14 protein-coding genes are annotated in these 18,019 nt (G+C 46.9%); 8 read left to right on the top strand and 6 right to left on the bottom strand.

Annotated elements, in window-relative coordinates:
• Positions 1-148: 148 nt before the first annotated feature.
• Both ebgR and mrdA read right to left on the bottom strand, forming a co-directional pair.
• Positions 149-1,135, bottom strand: a complete 987-nt coding sequence (ebgR, locus tag VCHENC03_RS04280; RefSeq protein ID WP_005436560.1) for a transcriptional regulator EbgR — start codon at positions 1,133-1,135, stop codon at positions 149-151.
• Positions 1,136-1,376: 241 nt separating this feature from the next.
• Positions 1,377-3,275 carry a penicillin-binding protein 2 gene (gene mrdA / locus VCHENC03_RS04285; RefSeq protein WP_009707485.1) on the bottom strand — a complete coding sequence of 633 codons (1,899 nt, stop codon included), beginning with the start codon at positions 3,273-3,275 and terminating at the stop codon, positions 1,377-1,379.
• A gap of 453 nt (positions 3,276-3,728) precedes the next feature.
• Between mrdA and galE the strand changes: the two genes are divergently transcribed.
• The 4 genes from galE (at position 3,729) to galM (ending at position 8,342) form a co-directional block, all read left to right on the top strand.
• Positions 3,729-4,739: a UDP-glucose 4-epimerase GalE gene (gene galE / locus VCHENC03_RS04290; protein WP_009707483.1), complete on the top strand. Its 1,011-nt coding sequence runs from the start codon at positions 3,729-3,731 to the stop codon at positions 4,737-4,739.
• A 167-nt stretch (positions 4,740-4,906) separates the two neighbouring features.
• Positions 4,907-5,959 carry a UDP-glucose--hexose-1-phosphate uridylyltransferase gene (locus VCHENC03_RS04295; protein ID WP_009707482.1) on the top strand — a complete coding sequence of 351 codons (1,053 nt, stop codon included), beginning with the start codon at positions 4,907-4,909 and terminating at the stop codon, positions 5,957-5,959.
• 111 nt (positions 5,960-6,070) lie between these two features.
• Entirely contained in the window at positions 6,071-7,231 is a 1,161-nt protein-coding gene (gene galK / locus VCHENC03_RS04300) for a galactokinase (protein WP_009707481.1), read from the top strand.
• Positions 7,232-7,283: 52 nt separating this feature from the next.
• A complete protein-coding gene (gene galM / locus VCHENC03_RS04305) occupies positions 7,284-8,342 on the top strand; it encodes a galactose-1-epimerase (RefSeq protein ID WP_009707480.1) in 1,059 nt (352 codons plus the stop codon).
• Positions 8,343-8,524: 182 nt separating this feature from the next.
• Here galM and VCHENC03_RS04310 read toward each other — a convergent pair whose 3' ends face one another.
• Together VCHENC03_RS04310 and ptsG are read right to left on the bottom strand one after the other, a co-directional pair.
• Complete coding sequence (locus VCHENC03_RS04310) at positions 8,525-9,523, bottom strand: substrate-binding domain-containing protein (RefSeq protein WP_005427398.1); 999 nt, start codon at positions 9,521-9,523, stop codon at positions 8,525-8,527.
• Between the two features lie 253 nt (positions 9,524-9,776).
• Entirely contained in the window at positions 9,777-11,186 is a 1,410-nt protein-coding gene (gene ptsG, locus VCHENC03_RS04315; RefSeq protein ID WP_009707479.1) for a PTS glucose transporter subunit IIBC, read from the bottom strand.
• 380 nt (positions 11,187-11,566) lie between these two features.
• Between ptsG and VCHENC03_RS04320 the strand changes: the two genes are divergently transcribed.
• From VCHENC03_RS04320 to VCHENC03_RS04330, 3 genes are all read left to right on the top strand, one after another.
• On the top strand, positions 11,567-13,336 hold the full coding sequence (locus VCHENC03_RS04320) for an SgrR family transcriptional regulator (protein WP_032803018.1): 1,770 nt from the start codon (positions 11,567-11,569) through the stop codon (positions 13,334-13,336).
• A gap of 121 nt (positions 13,337-13,457) precedes the next feature.
• The gene (locus VCHENC03_RS04325; protein ID WP_005436572.1) at positions 13,458-13,790 is read left to right on the top strand and encodes a tRNA-binding protein; all 333 of its coding nucleotides are present in this window, start codon (positions 13,458-13,460) and stop codon (positions 13,788-13,790) included.
• Between the two features lie 145 nt (positions 13,791-13,935).
• A complete protein-coding gene (locus VCHENC03_RS04330; RefSeq protein ID WP_009707477.1) occupies positions 13,936-14,532 on the top strand; it encodes an outer membrane beta-barrel protein in 597 nt (198 codons plus the stop codon).
• Between the two features lie 38 nt (positions 14,533-14,570).
• Here the strand turns inward: VCHENC03_RS04330 and VCHENC03_RS04335 are convergent, their stop codons facing one another.
• A complete protein-coding gene (locus VCHENC03_RS04335; RefSeq protein WP_009707476.1) occupies positions 14,571-15,122 on the bottom strand; it encodes a gamma-glutamylcyclotransferase family protein in 552 nt (183 codons plus the stop codon).
• 200 nt (positions 15,123-15,322) lie between these two features.
• Between VCHENC03_RS04335 and VCHENC03_RS04340 the strand changes: the two genes are divergently transcribed.
• Complete coding sequence (locus VCHENC03_RS04340; protein WP_009707475.1) at positions 15,323-16,507, top strand: NnrS family protein; 1,185 nt, start codon at positions 15,323-15,325, stop codon at positions 16,505-16,507.
• A gap of 320 nt (positions 16,508-16,827) precedes the next feature.
• On the opposite strand, the gene mltC is transcribed toward VCHENC03_RS04340, so the two are convergent.
• The gene (gene mltC, locus VCHENC03_RS04345; RefSeq protein ID WP_005436579.1) at positions 16,828-17,940 is read right to left on the bottom strand and encodes a membrane-bound lytic murein transglycosylase MltC; all 1,113 of its coding nucleotides are present in this window, start codon (positions 17,938-17,940) and stop codon (positions 16,828-16,830) included.
• Positions 17,941-18,019 lie beyond the last annotated feature (79 nt).

Raw genomic sequence — 18,019 nt, 5'->3', positions numbered from 1 at the left:
GGTGAGCAAGATGTGATCAGCGTAAAGGAATAGCATCCCAAGCTTATTTGCTGGGTAAAATGAGTAAAAAATGACGGGGATTTAGATAAGGGAAATAAAAAAGCACTGAGGATTCAGTGCTTTATAAAATAAGAATGAAGAGGGAGAGTTACTTAGTCGTGCCGCGCAGTTTGAGTTTGCTTGGTACGTGAACTTGCAATGGCAGCGCACGACCATCGCGGTATTTTTCTACCAATAAGTTTACCCCTTGTATGCCCATCATCTCTGAGTGAATGCGCACAGTAGAGAGCGGTGGGAAGGTAAAGCGAGCGGTTGGAATGTCATTCACACTGATAAGAGCAATGTCTTGTGGAATGTTCAAACCGAACTCATGGATGGCACGTAAAACCCCAATCGCAATCGAGTCTGATGCGATAAAGAGTGCTGTCGGAAAGTCGCCTTTTGCCAACATCGCTTTGGCTAAGTCGTAACCCGATAGGCTAGAAAAATCGCCGCGGTAAATGTCGTTCTCTGATACGACACCTTTTAGGTTGCCGTATTCCACAAACGCGTTTTCACGAATGTCCGCCGTGTTGGGCTCGTCTTGTCCGCCAATGAAACCAATGCGCTGGTATCCTTGTTCGACGAAGAAGTCGACGACTTGCTTACTGATGCGAGCAAGATCGATATCAACACTGTCGTACACGCTGTCGCTGTCTGAAAAGTCGATATAACAAATGCTGTCTGCGAGGCGCTTAGGTAGTTTATTGATGATCGCTTTGTCGGTTTTACCAACTAAAAGGATGCCGGTGATCTTTTGCGTTTCGACATCAATGACGCTGTCGTAGCAGTTGGTTAATGTAATGCCCAATCTATCGCACTGGGTTTCAATTCCGTGACGAATCGACAGGTAGTAGGGGTCATTCACCTCTGCTTCTTGCTTGTAGTTATACAAAGCTAAAAAGTGGTGTTTTTGTTTCGCCTCTTTGGTGGCTTTTTTCGAACTGCTGGTGCGGTATTCCAGCTTTTCAGCAATCTCTAAGATGCGGTGTTTGGTTTCTTCTTTTACGCTCAGAGTCGGATCGTCATTCAACACGCGTGAGACGGTTGCAAGTGAGACGCCCGCTTCTGTAGCGATATCTTTTAGTGTTGCCATGTTCACTTCCCGTTGGCAAAGCTCACTGTCCCAGTGAGATAAGCAATAATCCCACCATTGTAAACAGCTACTTATGGATGCACAAATTTTTAGTAAAACTGTGCGATGAGTGAAATGAAGCGATCACCGCGAGAAGCGGACTTTTTAAGCAAACAAAAGCCCGAACGGCTAGGACAATCCGTTCAGGCTTTGTTATTTATCATTACCACTTAACACGAGAGGTAGGGCGATAAGATTAAACCTAAGACTTTTTACCTTTGGTTTTATCTGGGTCGACAAGTAAGTGGTCGAATACATGGCGAATGAATGGTGCCCCGACTTTTGAACCACCGTTACCGTGCTCAATCACAACGGTCGCTACGTATTTTGGATGGTCGTACGGTGCAAAGGCAGTGAACAACGCATGGTCAAGCAGGTGGTTAGCAAGCTTTTTCGAGTTGTAGACTTCGTCTTTACGCAAGCCAAATACCTGCGCCGTCCCCGATTTACCGCCGCTGCTGTACTCTGCGCCTTTGAATGCGCGGCGACCAGAACCATGTGCGCCATTGTTTACCAAGCGCATCGCGTTGATTGGAATGTCCCAGTATTTATCTGGCACACCTTCAATTGGCGGCAGGTCTTTCGGTGCAACGTCGACTTGGTTTTCAAACTCTTCACCATGTTCAATCACGGCTTTAAGTAGGTGAGGTGCTTTCATTTCACCATGGTTGATAAGGAACGAAGTCGCTTTGGCGATCTGCATTGGCGTCGCTGTCCAATAGCCTTGACCTATACCGATAGGCACAGTGTCGCCCTGATACCAAGGCGTGCGGTGGCGTGCGACTTTCCACTCGCGGGTCGGCATGTTCGCACTGCTCTCTTCATAAATATCGATACCGGTTGGCAAGCCAAAGCCGAACTTGTTCATCCATTTCGAGATGCGGTCGATGCCAAGGTCAAAGGCGGTTTGGTAGAAGAAGGAGTCCACGGATTCTTCAATTGCCTTAGTGACATCAACATTACCGTGCCCCCAACGTTTCCAATCTCGCCATGCTTTTGAATTCGGTTTTGAGCCAGGAATACGCCAAGAACCGTGATCGTTACGCACCGTCGTTGGCGTAATCACATGTTCCTCAAGCCCCGCCACTGCCATAAATGGTTTTACGGTTGAAGCCGGAGGGTAAACACCAAGCGTAGTGCGGTTTACCAAGGGGTGAGCAGGATCGTTCAATAGTGATCGGTACGCTTTGCTGGAAATGCCGTTCACAAATGGGTTGGGGTCATAGCTTGGGCTAGATGCCATCGCGAGTACGCTGTTGTCTCGTGGGTCGAGCACCACAGCACTACCTTGACGATGGTCGAGCTCTTTGTAGACGTATTCTTGTAACTCGATATCAAGGTTTAGCACGATGTCTTTACCCGGAATCGGCGGTACGTATTTGATGGTGCGAATGACACGGCCGCGGCTGTTTACTTCGACTTCTTCGTAGCCCTTGGTGCCATGGAGAAGGTCTTCGTAGTAGCGCTCAACGCCCAACTTGCCGATGTTTTGCGTTGCTTGATAGTTCTGCGCTTTGCCTTCTTCATCAAGGCGGCGTAAATCTCGGTCGTTGATGTGCGAAACGTAACCCAGTACGTGCGTCAGCTTTTCACCGTAAGGATAAAAACGCTTGAGGTCGGCAGTCACAAACACGCCGTTAAACTCATGCTGATGAACAGAAAAGCGCGCGACTTGTTCGTCATTCAGCTCATTCATGATGGTGACAGAACGAAAGCGGCGAGTGTGCTTATAACGTTTTTTAAAAGCGTCGACTTGTTCAGGAGAGATGTCGACGTAATGACGCAACTTTTCAATCAGAGCATCCGGATCGCCTGCTTGCTCTGGGATCATGTCAAGGTTGTAAACCGGGCGGTTCTCCGCCAGCAATACGCCATTTCGGTCGTAGATCAAGCCACGTGTTGGCGCGATAGGCAGGATTTTGATTCGGTTGTCGTTAGAACGAGTTTGATAATCTTTAAAGTGGTTAACCTGCAAGTTGTACAGGTTCGCGACCAATCCACCCAGCAAAATAACCATGCCGAGGAAGGCAACGATGGCACGGTTCTTAAACAACCGCACTTCTTGGTTGTGGTCTCGAAATTCGTTTCGCTTGCGTAGCATGAGGGCCCTTCAGATCTGTTTTTATTCTTTGCATGCCCCGATAAAAGGAAAAGACGCGATTCGAGTCTTGTTACAAAAGGTTACATTTGGGGCGGGGCTACTGTAGCGGGCTTTATCTCTCGTTTTGTAAGAGCAATGTCAGGTATCGATTGCGGAAAATCATCTTTCTGGTTTGCGTGAATCACCGTGTTTTTCTTACATTGTGTAAACGTTTATACATGTAAGTGTCATAAATCTTTCCCATTTTTCTGGTCTAACCCAACTTTCTTTATTTTTATTGATTTTAAATCGTGATGTAATTTTATGGAAACGTTTACACTATTTGAGTTTGATCACGGATCTGGATCGGTTTTGATTGGTAGACTTTTAGCCAGTTAAGAGATGAGCGAATTTGCTTGGTGAGCAGGCTCAACCAATTTCCAAGCATCGAGCAGCAAAAGTGGAGAAGCAAAAGTGAAAGTTCTTGTCACAGGCGGTATGGGGTACATCGGCAGTCACACATGTGTCCAGATGATTGAAGCAGGTATGGAGCCAATCATTGTCGACAACTTGTGTAATGCCAAAGTGGAAGTGTTAAGCCGCATTGAAGCGCTAACCGGTAAGCAACCGGCTTTCTACCAAGGCGACATTCGCGATGAAGCCTTTTTGGACTCAGTATTTGCCAAGCATGACATTCAAGCTGTGATTCACTTTGCTGGCCTGAAAGCGGTGGGCGAATCTGTCGCGAAACCATTGGAATACTACGACAACAATGTAAATGGCTCGTTGGTGTTGGCGCGCAGCATGCGTAAAGCGGGCGTGAAAAGCATTGTATTTAGCTCATCGGCAACGGTTTACGGCGATCCTGACATTGTGCCGATTACGGAAGACTCTCCAACGGGGGCTACCACTAACCCATACGGTCGCAGCAAGTACATGGTGGAAGAGTGCTTGAGCGATTTGTTCAATGCAGAAAACGACTGGAGCGTGACTTTGCTGCGCTACTTCAACCCAGTTGGTGCGCATCCATCGGGCACTATGGGTGAAGACCCTCAGGGTATCCCAAACAACTTGATGCCGTTTATCGCGCAAGTGGCAGTAGGCCGCCGCGAAAAACTGTCGGTATTTGGCAATGACTACCCAACACCGGATGGCACAGGCGTGCGTGATTACATCCACGTGATGGATTTGGCAGACGGTCATATCGCAGCGCTGAAATCGGTAGGTGAAAAAGCTGGTTTGCACATTTACAACCTAGGCACGGGCAAAGGCTCTAGCGTGCTTGAGATGGTAGAAGCGTTCGCAACGGCTTGCGGTAATCCAGTGCCTTACGAACTTTGTCCTCGTCGCCCAGGTGACATTGCAGAATGCTGGGCAAGTACAGATAAAGCGGAGCGAGACCTTGGCTGGAAAGCGACGCGCAGTGTTGCGGAAATGACGGCAGATACGTGGAAGTGGCAGTCAAATAACCCGCAAGGTTACTAAATAATTAGAGATTCCAGACATCTCGTGCCTCGATTCTGGAATGACAACGTTGAGCTATGAGCTTTGTCATTCCCTAGAGCGAGGGACGAGCGGAGTAGGGAATCTCTAGCAAGCAGATTGATGAATTTTGGTTCTGACACCAAAAGCGAAAAAGTTGAGTAAGTAAGATGTCGAATGTTGAATTTAATCCAGTGGATCACCCACACCGTCGTTACAACCCCCTAACGGGTCAGTGGATTTTGGTGTCACCGCATCGTGCAAAACGTCCTTGGAGTGGCGCTGATGAGAAGCCTGCAATTGATGAGCTACCAAGCTACGACGAGAAGTGTTTCCTTTGCCCGACCAACGAGCGTATTTCTGGTGATGTAAACCCAGATTACCAAGGCACGTACGTGTTCCAAAATGACTTCGCAGCACTGATGGTGGACTCTCCAGATGCACCTGAGTCAGACAACCCTCTGTTCAAAACGCAAGGTGTGCGCGGTTTGAGCCGAGTGATTTGTTTCTCGCCTGATCACAGCAAAACCTTGCCTGAACTACCGGTCGACAAAATCCGTGGCGTGATTGACACGTGGAATGATCAAATCGAAGAGCTGGGTAAAGACTACGTTTGGGTTCAAGCATTCGAGAACAAGGGCGAGACCATGGGGTGTTCTCAGCCTCACCCACACGGTCAAATCTGGGCAAACAGCTTCTTGCCAAACGAAATCGAACGTAAAGAACACAACTTAAAAGCTTACTACCAAGAGCATGGCAGCAACTTGCTGGTGGATTACGTGCAAGCTGAGCTTAAAGATGGTTCACGCACCGTGGTTGAGACCGAACACTGGGTTGCTGTTGTTCCTTACTGGGCGGCGTGGCCATTCGAAACCATGCTACTTCCTAAAACGCACATTCGTCGAATGAGTGAGCTAACCGATGAGCAACGTGATGACCTTGCGGTTGCAATCAAAAAGCTAACCAGCCGTTACGACAACCTATTCCAATGCTCTTTCCCTTACTCAATGGGTTGGCATTACGCGCCGTTCTTTGAAGAAGGCACCGATATCGACCATTGGCAACTGCACGCGTTGTTCTACCCGCCACTGCTACGTAGTGCAACGGTTCGTAAGTTCATGGTTGGTTATGAAATGCTGGCAGAAAGCCAACGCGACCTAACCGCGGAACAAGCGGCGCAGCGTCTGCGTGACCTAAGCGATGTGCATTACAAAGAGCAATAACGCCTCAAAGTAGATTGATAACGAATAACGGGATAGCGCGACTTTACAGATAGAAAGTTAGGCTCAACGCGCTATCCCAATACCAAATTTATAATTTAAGAGAACGTCCCTATGTCTGATCTAATCCAAAATGTGAAAACCTCTTTTGAACAAGTGCTGGGTTACGCGCCAAGCCACATTATTCAAGCCCCTGGTCGTGTAAACCTGATTGGTGAGCACACTGATTACAACGATGGTTTTGTACTGCCATGTGCGATCAACTACCAAACTGTTGTGGCGGCAGCGAAGCGTGAAGACAACTTAGTACGCGTAGTTTCTGTGGATTACGGCAATGCCGTTGATGAATTCGACATCACGCAAGAAATCACATTCCAACAAGACAAAATGTGGGCGAACTACATTCGCGGTGTGGTGAAGTGTCTTCTTGCTCGTGGTTACCAATTCACTGGTGCGGATATTTCTGTTAGCGGTAACGTGCCTCAAGGTGCGGGTTTAAGCTCGTCGGCAGCGTTGGAAGTGGTGATTGGTCAAACCTTCAAAGTACTGTTCAACCTAGAAATCAGCCAAGCGGAAATCGCGCTAAACGGCCAACAAGCAGAGAACGAATTCGTTGGTTGTAACTGCGGCATTATGGACCAAATGATTTCAGCAGAAGGTCGTGAAAACCACGCTATGCTGTTGGATTGTCGCAGCCTAGAAACTGAAGCGGTATCAATGCCTGAAGACATGGCGGTGGTGATCATCAACTCAAACAAAAAACGTGGCTTGGTAGACAGTGAATACAACACGCGCCGTGAGCAGTGTGAAGAAGCTGCACGTATTTTTGGTGTGAAAGCACTGCGTGATGTGACCATTGAACAGTTCAACGAGAAAGTCTCTGAGCTAGACGAAATGGTCGCAAAACGTGCTCGTCACGTAATCACAGAAAACGATCGCACGGTAGAAGCGGCGCAAGCACTTCGCGCACACGACATGAAGCGTATGGGTGAACTGATGGCTGAGTCTCATGCTTCTATGCGTGATGATTTCGAAATCACAGTCAAAGAAATCGATACGTTAGTTGAGATGGTGAAAGAAGTGATTGGCGAGCAAGGCGGCGTGCGCATGACAGGCGGCGGCTTTGGTGGTTGTATCGTTGCAATTGTACCGCCAGCATTGGTTGACGAAGTGAAAGCAACGGTAGAAGCGAAGTACCAAGCAGCAACGGGTCTAAAAGAATCCATCTACGTGTGCCAAGCAAAAAACGGCGCTGGTTTAGTCGAAGTACTTTAAGTGCAAAATTGCTTTAAGTTCAAAGTGCTTTAAGACGCAGTAGGAGCGAGAGATGACTGAGCCATTAACTATCACGATGACACAGCAGGCCGCCTTTGATGGCGCGACTGCCAACGTGGTCGAACTGAAAAATAACACAGGCATGAGCGTTACCTTTATGGATATTGGCGCGACATGGCTGAGTTGTCGTTTACCTTTGGCGAATGGGGAGTTGCGTGAAGTGCTTCTCGGAGTGGGGACGATGGGGAGTTTCATGCAGCAACAGTGTTACATGGGTGTCACTGTTGGTCGCTACGCAAACCGCATCGCCAATGGTCTTTTTGAAGTGAATGGCGAAGTATTTCAAGTGTCTACTAACCAAGCGGGCAACTGTCTGCATGGTGGTGAAGAAGGTTTTGATAAACGTCGTTGGAAGATTGAGTCTCACTCAAATCAGCAAGTGACGTTCTCTTTGTTGTCTGAAGATGGCGACCAAGGTTTTCCGGGCAATCTAGAAGTGCAAGTGACCTATACGCTGACTGATGATAACCAAGTGAGCATTGCGTACTTCGCTAAGACAGATAAAGCGACACCGATAAACTTGACCAACCATGCTTACTTCAATTTGTTGGGGGCAGAAGCGGACTTAGATTGTCGTTCGCATCGCTTAACCATCGTTGCAAGCCAATACTTACCAACCTCTGAGGTCGGTATTCCGCTGGGTGAATTGCAAGATGTGAAAGGCACTGGATTTGACTTTAGAAGTGAAAAACCAGTTTCAGAACACTTCTTACAAGATGAACAACAGGTTGCCGCCAAGGGGTATGACCATAGCTACCTATTTGATGCTCATCGTGATGTTTCAAAACCGGTTGCGTTGGTGGTTTCTCCTGATGAAAAAGTGCACCTGTCAGTGGTGACAAACAAGCCTGCGATGCAATTGTACACGGGCAACTGGCTAGCTGGCGCACCAAATCGCCGTGGCGGTGAATATAACGATTACGCGGGTCTGGCGTTAGAAACGCAGTTTTTACCAGATTCGCCAAACCATGCTGAGTGGGCGCAGCCAAGCTGTATTCTTGAGCCTGAACAAGAGTACCGCTTCTGCACCACTTATCAGTTTGCTTTCTAGGTAAACTGAGCATTTTCGAGCTTTTGGGTTGCTGTAGGCTTTTTGCTCACAGTAGGTCAAAAGCTCATCGAAAGTTGGCAAAATAACGCTCTCTACAAACACCCCAAAAAGAAAAAGCTCTGTCACTTCGGTGGCAGAGCTTTTACTTTATAACCTTTCTTGGCACTGACTAGCGAGATATCTTAAAGACGATCCACCGAGTTACGGCGCACTAAAGTCGGGCTAAAGATGATGGTGTCATCTTCCACTTGCTCATCACGTGATAACGCTAATGCCAAACGCGCGGCACGCTCTGCCATCATTTCGATTGGGTAACGAATCGTGGTCAAACTTGGATTGACGAAGCGAGCAATTAAGCCATCGTCGAAGCCAACCATGGACACTTTTTCTGGTACGTCGATGCCGTTTTGGTCTAACGCTGCCAGCGCACCTGCTGCCATGTAGTCGTTGTACGCCACCACGCCAGTGATTGCGAGTGATTTGGTTAGCAGATTGGTCATGGCTGTTTCGCCGCCGTCACTGTTTGGCTCGCCATATTCGACATAGCTTTTTGATAGCTCGATATCGTGATCTTTCAGTGCCGCTTGGTAACCTTGTAAACGCTCGTCGGTATCTTCGATGTCATGGGATGAGGCGATACAAGCGATCTTGGTGTGACCATGACGAATCAGATATTCCGTCGCTAAGTACGCGCCTTTGCGGTTATCAAGAGAGATACAACGCTCTGCCAATTCTGGGATATGGCGGTTGATCAACACCATGCCTTTGACTTCTTTGGCGTAGCCGATCAGTTCTTCATCTGATAGACCTTTAGAGTGAATCACAATGGCTTCACAACGGCTGTTGATCAGAAGTTCTAGCGCTTGGCGTTCGTCTTCTGGGTTGTGGTAGCCATTACCAATCAGAATGTGTTTGCCATTTTCACGCGCCACGTTATCTACCGATTTCACCAGTGTGCCGAAGAACGGATCTGAGACATCACCCACAAGCACGCCCATGGTGTTAGTACTTTGGCTGACGAGTGCACGCGCTGCTGCGTTTGGACGGTAGCCCAGTTTGCTCATTGCTTGCGTCACTGCGTCGATAGAAGATTGGCTTGCTTTCGGTGATTTATTGATCACGCGAGAGACGGTCGCGACCGATACGCCGGCTTCTTTCGCGACATCCTTGATTGTTGCCATGAGGGACCTTTCGTGGGCTAAAAAACGTTAATTGGGGTATTAAACACCCATTGTGTAATAAGTGCAATCAACACCATTTTTATATTGCGATGAGTTTGGTCTTACTCTATGAATTTATTGAATATATGTGATGTGTAAACGTTATCTTAGGTAGGGCGCTGTTTAGTCGCATGAAAACAAAAAATCGCGGTCATTGATGTGACCGCGATTTGTCGTTTCTCTTTACAGACCACAGAAAATGGCGCTCAGAAAGCTAGTTGTTGTTCATCCAGTCAACCATTTGAGTTTTGTACACATCGCTGTTGCCGCCAAAGATAGCTTGTACGCCTGTACCGACTCGCACCACACCCGCTGCACCAAGTGCTTTCAATTTCGCTTCATCGACTTTGTCTTGCTCTGCGACTTGGATTCGCAAGCGAGTGATACAAGCATCGGTGCTTAAGATATTTTGTTTGCCGCCAAACGCGCTAATTAACTCACTGGCAAACTCTGAACTGGTGTCATTGACGGCTTTGCTGCTGTCTTGATCTTCGCGGCCTGGTGTTTTCAGATCGAACGTTTTAATGAACCAAGTGAACACAACGTAGTACAGCGCTGCGTATGCCAAACCTAGTGGGATGATCATCCAGCCTTTGGTCGAAATACCAAAGAAGGTCACGTAGTCGATAAGACCTGCACTAAAGCTGTAGCCATGTTTAACGCCCAGCATGATACACAGTGGGTAAGCCAGACCCGCAATGATCGCGTGAATTACGTAAAGCACAGGCGAGATGAACAAGAACGCAAACTCGATAGGCTCAGTGATACCAGTTAGGAACGATGTTAGTGCAGCTGAGATCATGATGCCCATAACTTTGGTGCGGTTCTCTGGTTTTGCTGCACGGCCAATCGCAATTGCCGCCGCAGGAAGACCAAACATCTTGAATAGGTAACCACCTGCTAGGTTGCCCGCATTTGGGTCGCCTGCGAAGAAGCGAGGGATCTCTCCGTGGAATACTTGACCAGCAGCGTTCACAAACTCACCAGCTTGAAGCTGAATAATCACGTTAATCACATGGTGCAGACCAAATGGGATCAGAGCACGCTCTGCGGTGCCGTAAGCCCAGAATGCCACCAATGGGTTTTGCTCGGTTGCCCATGTGCCAAACCAATCAATGCCAGAGCCAATTGGTTGCCAGATAAAGGCAATCGCAATGCCCAAAAACAGCATAGAAAATGACGTCACGATCGGGACAAATCGTTTACCCGCGAAGAAGGCCAAGTAAGCTGGCATCTTAATGGTGTAGAAGCGGTTAAACATATACGCACCAACTGCACCGGAGATGATGCCGCCGAGCACACCTGTGTCGATATGATCCACACCCAGCACGCCAGCCATGACTTTTAGTGTCGCGACTAATACGTAATAACCAATACCTGCCGCAACTGCACCAACACCATCATTGTTGGTAAATGAGATAGCAACGCCAAGCGCAAAGATAAGCGGCAGGTTGCCGAAGACCGCGCCCCCCGCTTCTGCCATCAATTCAGAAACTACGGGTGGAATGAACCCAAATTGCGCCGAGCCAATACCCAAAAGGATACCCGCCGCGGGCATTGAGGCTATAGGCAACATGAGCGCCTTACCGACCTTAGAAAGGTTGGCAAAAAAGTTAGCAAACATAAAAATACTCCAACTTGTTAGATAAAAATCTTGAGTGGCGCAGTCATGAATAAACTGTGGGAAGCGGGGAGATTAGCGATAGCATCGTGATTATGGTTTGCGGGGGGTTGGAGCATAAACATAAAAACTGGTTGCTATCGCTAAAGCTTTATAAGTGGTGTGCTGAGCTAAAATAGAGGGCCTTAACCAATTGAAGGGCACTGTCTCGATCGCTCAACCATAGGACTGCGTCAGAATCTAAGTGTATTTTGGGTAAAAATAAGGCATGAAAAAACAGAGTGAATTTTGTTTTTCTTGTTCCTGATAACTAAGTTTTTAGACCTTTTTACTTGAATGAAGGCATTAAACGCTAATATAAGGAACGGAATCTTAGTTTTGGAGTGCCTGTTTTGGAGAGTATTAATCTTTTTCGTTACTACGAACGTGTAGAGAGTTTTGAGCTGCGAGAGGAATACGCGGTGACGCTTGCCGAGATTGCAGACAAGATGTTCACCAGCCCAAGGCATGCCCGAGCTATTCTCAAGCAGATGAATGCGCTCAACTGGATCGCTTGGATACCCAGAGTGGGGCGTAACCAACGTTCGACCTTAATTCGTAACATCGATCGTACAGAGGTGAAGCGCTCTATTGCTCTGGAGTGGATCAAAGAGAGCAAATACGACCGGGCACTTGAGTTTCTTGACTTCGACCAAGTGGTGTTTGAGCAACTGCTAAAGCAGACTTCCGGTGCCCAAGTGACAGAAGGCAAAGTCAGTGTACAACTCACCTATAACCGCTCTTTTGCGACGCTCAATCCAATCACACCGCAACGAAACAGCGAACGTTTCTTAATACGTCAAATTCACGCTTGCTTGGTTTCCATGACACCCGAAGGCGAGTTAGTCGGAAACATTGCGCATCATTGGCAAGCCGATGAAGAGTGGCGAACATGGACATTTTATCTTCGTCCGTCCGTTTGCTTTCATCATGGCGGTAAAGTGGATGCAGAGCTGATGGTGAAGCTACTAAACCATTGGCAGCAGCTTCCATATTATCAAAATGAGCTCGATCACCTTGAAACGGTTTCCGTCGAGTCGCCTTATCGATTTTCCGTTCAACTTACTCGGCCAGACAAAGGTTTTGCTGCATTATTGAGTGATCTGAAATACTCTTTACAACCTGTCGATCAACTCAATAACCTATCTTCCGACAGTATCGGCTGTGGCATTTTCTCTCTGGAATCGCACACGAACAATAAGCTTACCTTGGTGGCGAACGAGCGCTTCCACGGATTTCGCTCCCTCACAGATAAAGTCACCATCTGGTCGTTAAACAGTGACAAGAAGGAAGGTGCAAAGGTTTCCGATTACCCCCACGATTTACCTAAGACAGAGCAGTACTCGAAAAAGGTCATCACCAACTCTCCAGATGAAGAAGTGGATGAGCGCATCATCGATGCCAAACACACTGCATCGAAAGATCGCGTGGAAGAAGGGTGTTTGTTTATGATTTTCAATCACAATCATCCTAACTTATCACACGCTCAGCGACGTTGGCTGAGTGATGTCTTGAGTGGTGCGAACATTTGGCAACAGTTGGAACGCAACGAAACCACCTTTGGGGCTGAGATCGCACATAACTTTTTCCCTTTCTGGCACAACGTCAAATATCTGAGAAGCGATGAAGAAGCGCTACCGAATTCAATCCGAATCGCCTGTTATTCCCATCTTGGTATTCAACGCAGTGCGAGAGCCGCTGAGCAAATCTTGATGGAGCATGGTATCAAGGTTGAAGTGAACGTTTATTCGTTTGAAGCATTCATTGAAAAAGCGTCTGGAGAGGGCTTTAGTGAAGAGATTGTTTTAAGCAGTTTTAACTTGGATGACAACCGACAAGTCTCGGCTTTACTGTTTTTCCTCAGCGATCCTGTTTTGCACGCAACGATCGGATCTGACGTCAGCGACTGGCTGGTTGCTGAGATCAACCAAATTCGACAGTTTAGCGCTCCGGAAGATTACCTCACTAAGTTAGAGCAACTTGGCTCCGTGCTTATCTATGAAGGTGTGGTTAGTCCGATGCTTCACCACCGACAAACACTTAGCTTTCAAGACATATTCAAAGGTGTAGAGATCACGGCGTGGGGTTGGCCGAAGTTGAGTGAGGTTTGGTAAAGGACGATTGTAAACAGCACGATCTTTGCTCATCAAAATGCGATCTTCACCTCTTGTATTTAAAGTACTAACTGATAATGTAGAGTTTGTTTTAGTAAAATTTTACTTGAGGTTTTAATCAATGGAAACGATCGCTTACTCAGACTTCGCAAAACTAGAGATTCGCACCGGAAAAATCATCGAAGTGGCTCGTCACGAAAACGCAGATAAGCTTTACATCGTGCAGATCGACATCGGTGAGAAAACACTTCAAACCGTAACCAGCTTGGTGCCTTACTACACAGAAGAAGAGTTGATGGGGAAACAAGTGGTGGTGCTGTGTAATCTTGCAAAAGCTAAGATGCGTGGTGAAACCTCTGAGTGCATGTTGCTGTGTGCTGAAACCGATGATGAATCAGAAAGTGTTCTGCTGACGCCTGAGCGCGCGATGCCTGCTGGTGTGAGAATCGTTTAGTATCTAATCATATATTGTTTATATAACAGTTATTTATGTTTTAGATCTCATTTTATAAATGAATCAATAGAATCATATTCACCTTTATTTATAATCTCCGCGCTTTTAAAAGCTGTCTAACAGCATGAAAAATTAGGAAATTATAATGAAAAAAGTATTGCCATTATTGGCTTTAGGTGCAGTGGTTGCTTCGGCGTCGGTTCAGGCGGAAGGTAATTGGTACATTGGTGCGGATATTTTAAGTTCAGACCTTAAAGTTGAAGGCGACTCGTCAAGCTCTTCAGCAACGGGTCTTGGTATTGCAGTAGGTAAAGAGCTGCAATACTCAGAAAACTTCAAACTGGCACTAGAGGGCGAATACGTCTACTACGGTAGCTTTGAAGAAAAAGCATCAGGTTCAGGTAACTGGGCAAAAGTGACTGTTGATGGTTACGGCTTCAACCTAAATGCAAAACCGAAATACCAATTCTCTGGTACTGGTTTTTATGTTGGTGCAGTTGCAGGTCTTGGTGTGATGGGTGTAGATTTTGAGTCTAAATCAAACCTTGCAAACCTTAATGTGAAAACTGACGGTAGTGATGTTGGTTTCAACTACGGTGCAGAAGTGGGTTACGAGTTCGCTTCAGGTCTAATTATCTCTGGTGGTTACCGTGTTTCTACAGTAACGATCGATGTTGAAGGCGGTGGTGATATCGACTTTGATTTCGACAGCCTATACGCTGGTATTGATTACAAGTTCTAATCTCACACAAACAGAACATGAATAGCAAAAGGGAGCCACTAGGCTCCCTTTTTAATTAGATTATCAATTAACTCATAATGATGATCTTGTACGCCCGCTAAGTTGCCGTATTTTGGCTGGTGGCGATCGTTTTCTTTGGCATGATGCCAACCAACGGTATGGCGAACGAAGTGCTCAGCAAAGGCATGGGAGACTTCCAAGCATCCAGCGAGGACTGTATCAACATAGCTTTGCATGATGGGACTGAGCGAGCAGGGTGGTAACGGATCGTTTTTCACATAAACCCAAATGCTGTGCTCAGAGTTAAAAGTGGCCTCTGTTTCAATCTGGTCAGGACGGATTTGAATGCGATGGTAGCCACGTTCGCGTCGGTCAAACTCCGCTAGCGCTTGATCGTCGACTTCAAGCAGTACGCCATTGACTTGCCCTTCGCCTTCATTCACAACCAAGGGTGACAAGATATAGCTGTCGTCAACTTTGCCCCAATAGCGCACCAGACCATGAGCGATGACTGGGATGGCTTCTCCCGTTTGACCCGTTAACTTGCGCGAGGCGGCATTGATTAAACTGCCGTAGCCAAATATATACATCTCGATTGCTTCCCTTACTTCGACGAAATCACTGTTATCCGTTATACCTAAACACTACCAACCAAGCAACGCATGAAGCATAGGTTTTACCTCGAAAGGATAGTTTGATTTTATAACATGTATTTTTTATGCATGTTTGTGTTAATATCGAACGCGTAGAATTTTTGAACGGTATCAAATGGGTACTTAAGGGCATCACAATGCTGAATATCACCGATAAAAAAGTGGAAGAAAAAATCCCTGCATGGCTGCGATTAGGGTTTAGACCGTTTTTCCTGTTTGGCTCTATTTATGCCGTTGTCGCAATTGCGGTATGGGTATGGATGTTCCAAACCGGACAGCCAAGTGCGTTGAGTGTTCCGGCGTTGTGGTGGCACGTTCATGAAATGTTGTTTGGTTTTTCAATGGCAATAGTGGTGGGCTTTGTGCTGACTGCAGTGCAAAACTGGACGGGCATTAACGGCACGAAACACTACACCTTGTTAGCGATATTTACATTGTGGCTTGCACCGAGAATACTGCTTTGGACACCAGCACCACTTTGGTTAACCAGCAGCATTGAAGCGCTGTTTTTGCTGTCTGTGGCGTACGAAGTGGGCATTCGTGTTTACCGCGCGAAAGGTTGGCGGAATCTGTTTTTTGTGTCGTTATTCTTGCTCGCCATCTTTGCCAACTTTGCCAGTTACGCAACGGTGAAAGGCATGCCGCCATTTACCTCGTCTGCGGTATGGCAAGCGATGCTTTGGTGGTTCACTCTGCTGCTTTCCGTCATGGGTGGACGAGTGATTCCATTTTTCACAGCCCGTCGCTTTAACTTCGAAAAAGCTCAGCCGTTACTGTGGTTGGATTGGCTAGCAAACCTACCTTTGGTTATGTTGTTTGTGTTGAGCTTCTTCCCTGTGACATTTGCAGAACTTGGTCAGCCACTTATGTTGTTTGCCGGAGTGGCGCAGTTGGTTCGATTCCTGCGTTGGAAGCCTTGGCTGACGCTTAGCGAGCCGTTGGTGTGGTCGTTACATGCGGCTTATTTGTGTCTGCCTTTGAGTCTGATTTTACGTGGAAGTTGGGATAATGCGTTTGCGAACCACAACTTAATTCATCTGTTTGCTATCGGCGCATTAGGTGGATTGATCTTAGCGATGATTGCTCGAGTGACTATGGGGCACACAGGTCGCATGATTTACAAAGGCCCAAACATGAGCATCGCTTTTGCTGCCGTGATTGGAGCGGCGTTAGCAAGAAGCTTCGGCGTGATTTTTGACCCTTCACACATGTTACTTTGGATTGATGTCAGTGCAGCCTTGTGGATTCTGGCTTTCGGTATGTTCGTATGGCGATTCGGAATGATGCTGATGAAACCAAGAGTGGATGGTCATCCCGGATAGTCACAGTTCAGAATTGATAAAAGAAGGGCTCAACCAACGGTATGAGCTCTTTTATTTGAGCTTGCTTCCGCAAATGACCCACAATTAGTAAGGTAATTGTTAAGAATGTGAAAAACGTTGAATTCTATAGTGGGATTTGAGCGTGCTAGAAGGGGCGGACTCCGCTACTCTGTAGGTGTTATTGCTCGTATGCACATGAGTGATTAACTAGCCAATTGACGTTTTAGACCCATAGGTGTCTTTTCGTGTAATTACATGGCCGCTTAGTTCTATACCTCCGTGGAACTAAGCGGCGTTTTTCGTTTTGTGGCTAGGTAAAATTAGATATTCCCTTCGCTGAAGTCCTTTTGGAAATACAGTACTTTTTGTAGGTAGCGTCTTGCTTCCCCTTTTGGATGTTGGGTGGTTAACGCATCATAAACCTGAGTCGGGTTAAGGCTGTTAAGCTCATTCATCGCGCGTTTTCGGTCACTATCGAAGGTAGAAAGCACGCCACCTGTGCCGCCGTTATAGGCTGAAATCATACTAAAGTGTTTCGAAGTAGGATGTTTTACATCTCTTAGATAGCGATTCTTCAAGATATAGAAATACGCTGCTCCGGTATCAATGTTATTGGCAGGATCGAACAAGTACTCTTTGGTTGGAATACCCGGTTTGTTTTTCACCAAATTAAACACATCAGCACCGGCGGTTTTTGGGATCACTTGCATTAAGCCGTAAGCCCCAGCATGAGAGACCGCATAAGGGTTAAAGCTACTTTCGGTTTTGATCACGGCGAAGATTAGATCTTCAGACAAGCCATATCGTTTAGCTGCATCACGTACCAAGCCTGCGTACTGGTATTCTCGCTGCTCTAGATGATCTTTCACCATGTTGATTTCGACATAATAAGCACTGCCGCGTTTGATGGCTTTCTTCTGCAGTTTATTATCAAGCAGGTAGTCTGCGTAGCGATTAGCGCGCCATTCCCATTCAATCGGCTTTCCATCGTGATCGAGAACTTGCCCCAGTAAGAAAGGCTTACCGCGTAATACCGCTTCCTTATCGCTAAACAACTCTGCATGAGCCGGATCGGCAGGCATGAGTAGCGTCTGTACGATGGCTTTTTGTAGCTTTTCTGTTGGCTGATATTGGGAAATCGTCGAAACATAGATCTTACCCGTTTCGAAGTCGATATGAGCTCGGGTGTTGTAACCATCAAGGTACTTCACGTAACGGTGTTTGCCAGCTTCAACGAACTCATCTTCACCCCAACGATCTTTGGCTTTTTGAGCAATGTAAGCCAGTAACTGTTTGATGTTATCTTCGTTCGATGCGCTTGGCGGTTTTACGTAGGGAGGAACGTAGTCATCACATGCGCATGGTGGTGTCTCTTCGGGAGCTACAGAACAACCACCGAGAAGGAGTAAGCTCAGGATTAGCGATTTCTTCATCGGATACCGATTTAATTAGAGGTGAGGGCAATTGCCGACTGAAGAAAATAATAAGTAAGAGTGCTAATTGCCTGAAATT

The organism is Vibrio sp. HENC-03 (genome assembly GCF_000305755.2).
GTDB classification, from domain to species: domain Bacteria; phylum Pseudomonadota; class Gammaproteobacteria; order Enterobacterales; family Vibrionaceae; genus Vibrio; species Vibrio owensii.
The sequence above is the reverse complement of the archived record's forward strand: the minus strand, read 5'-3'. Positions and strand labels throughout refer to the sequence as shown.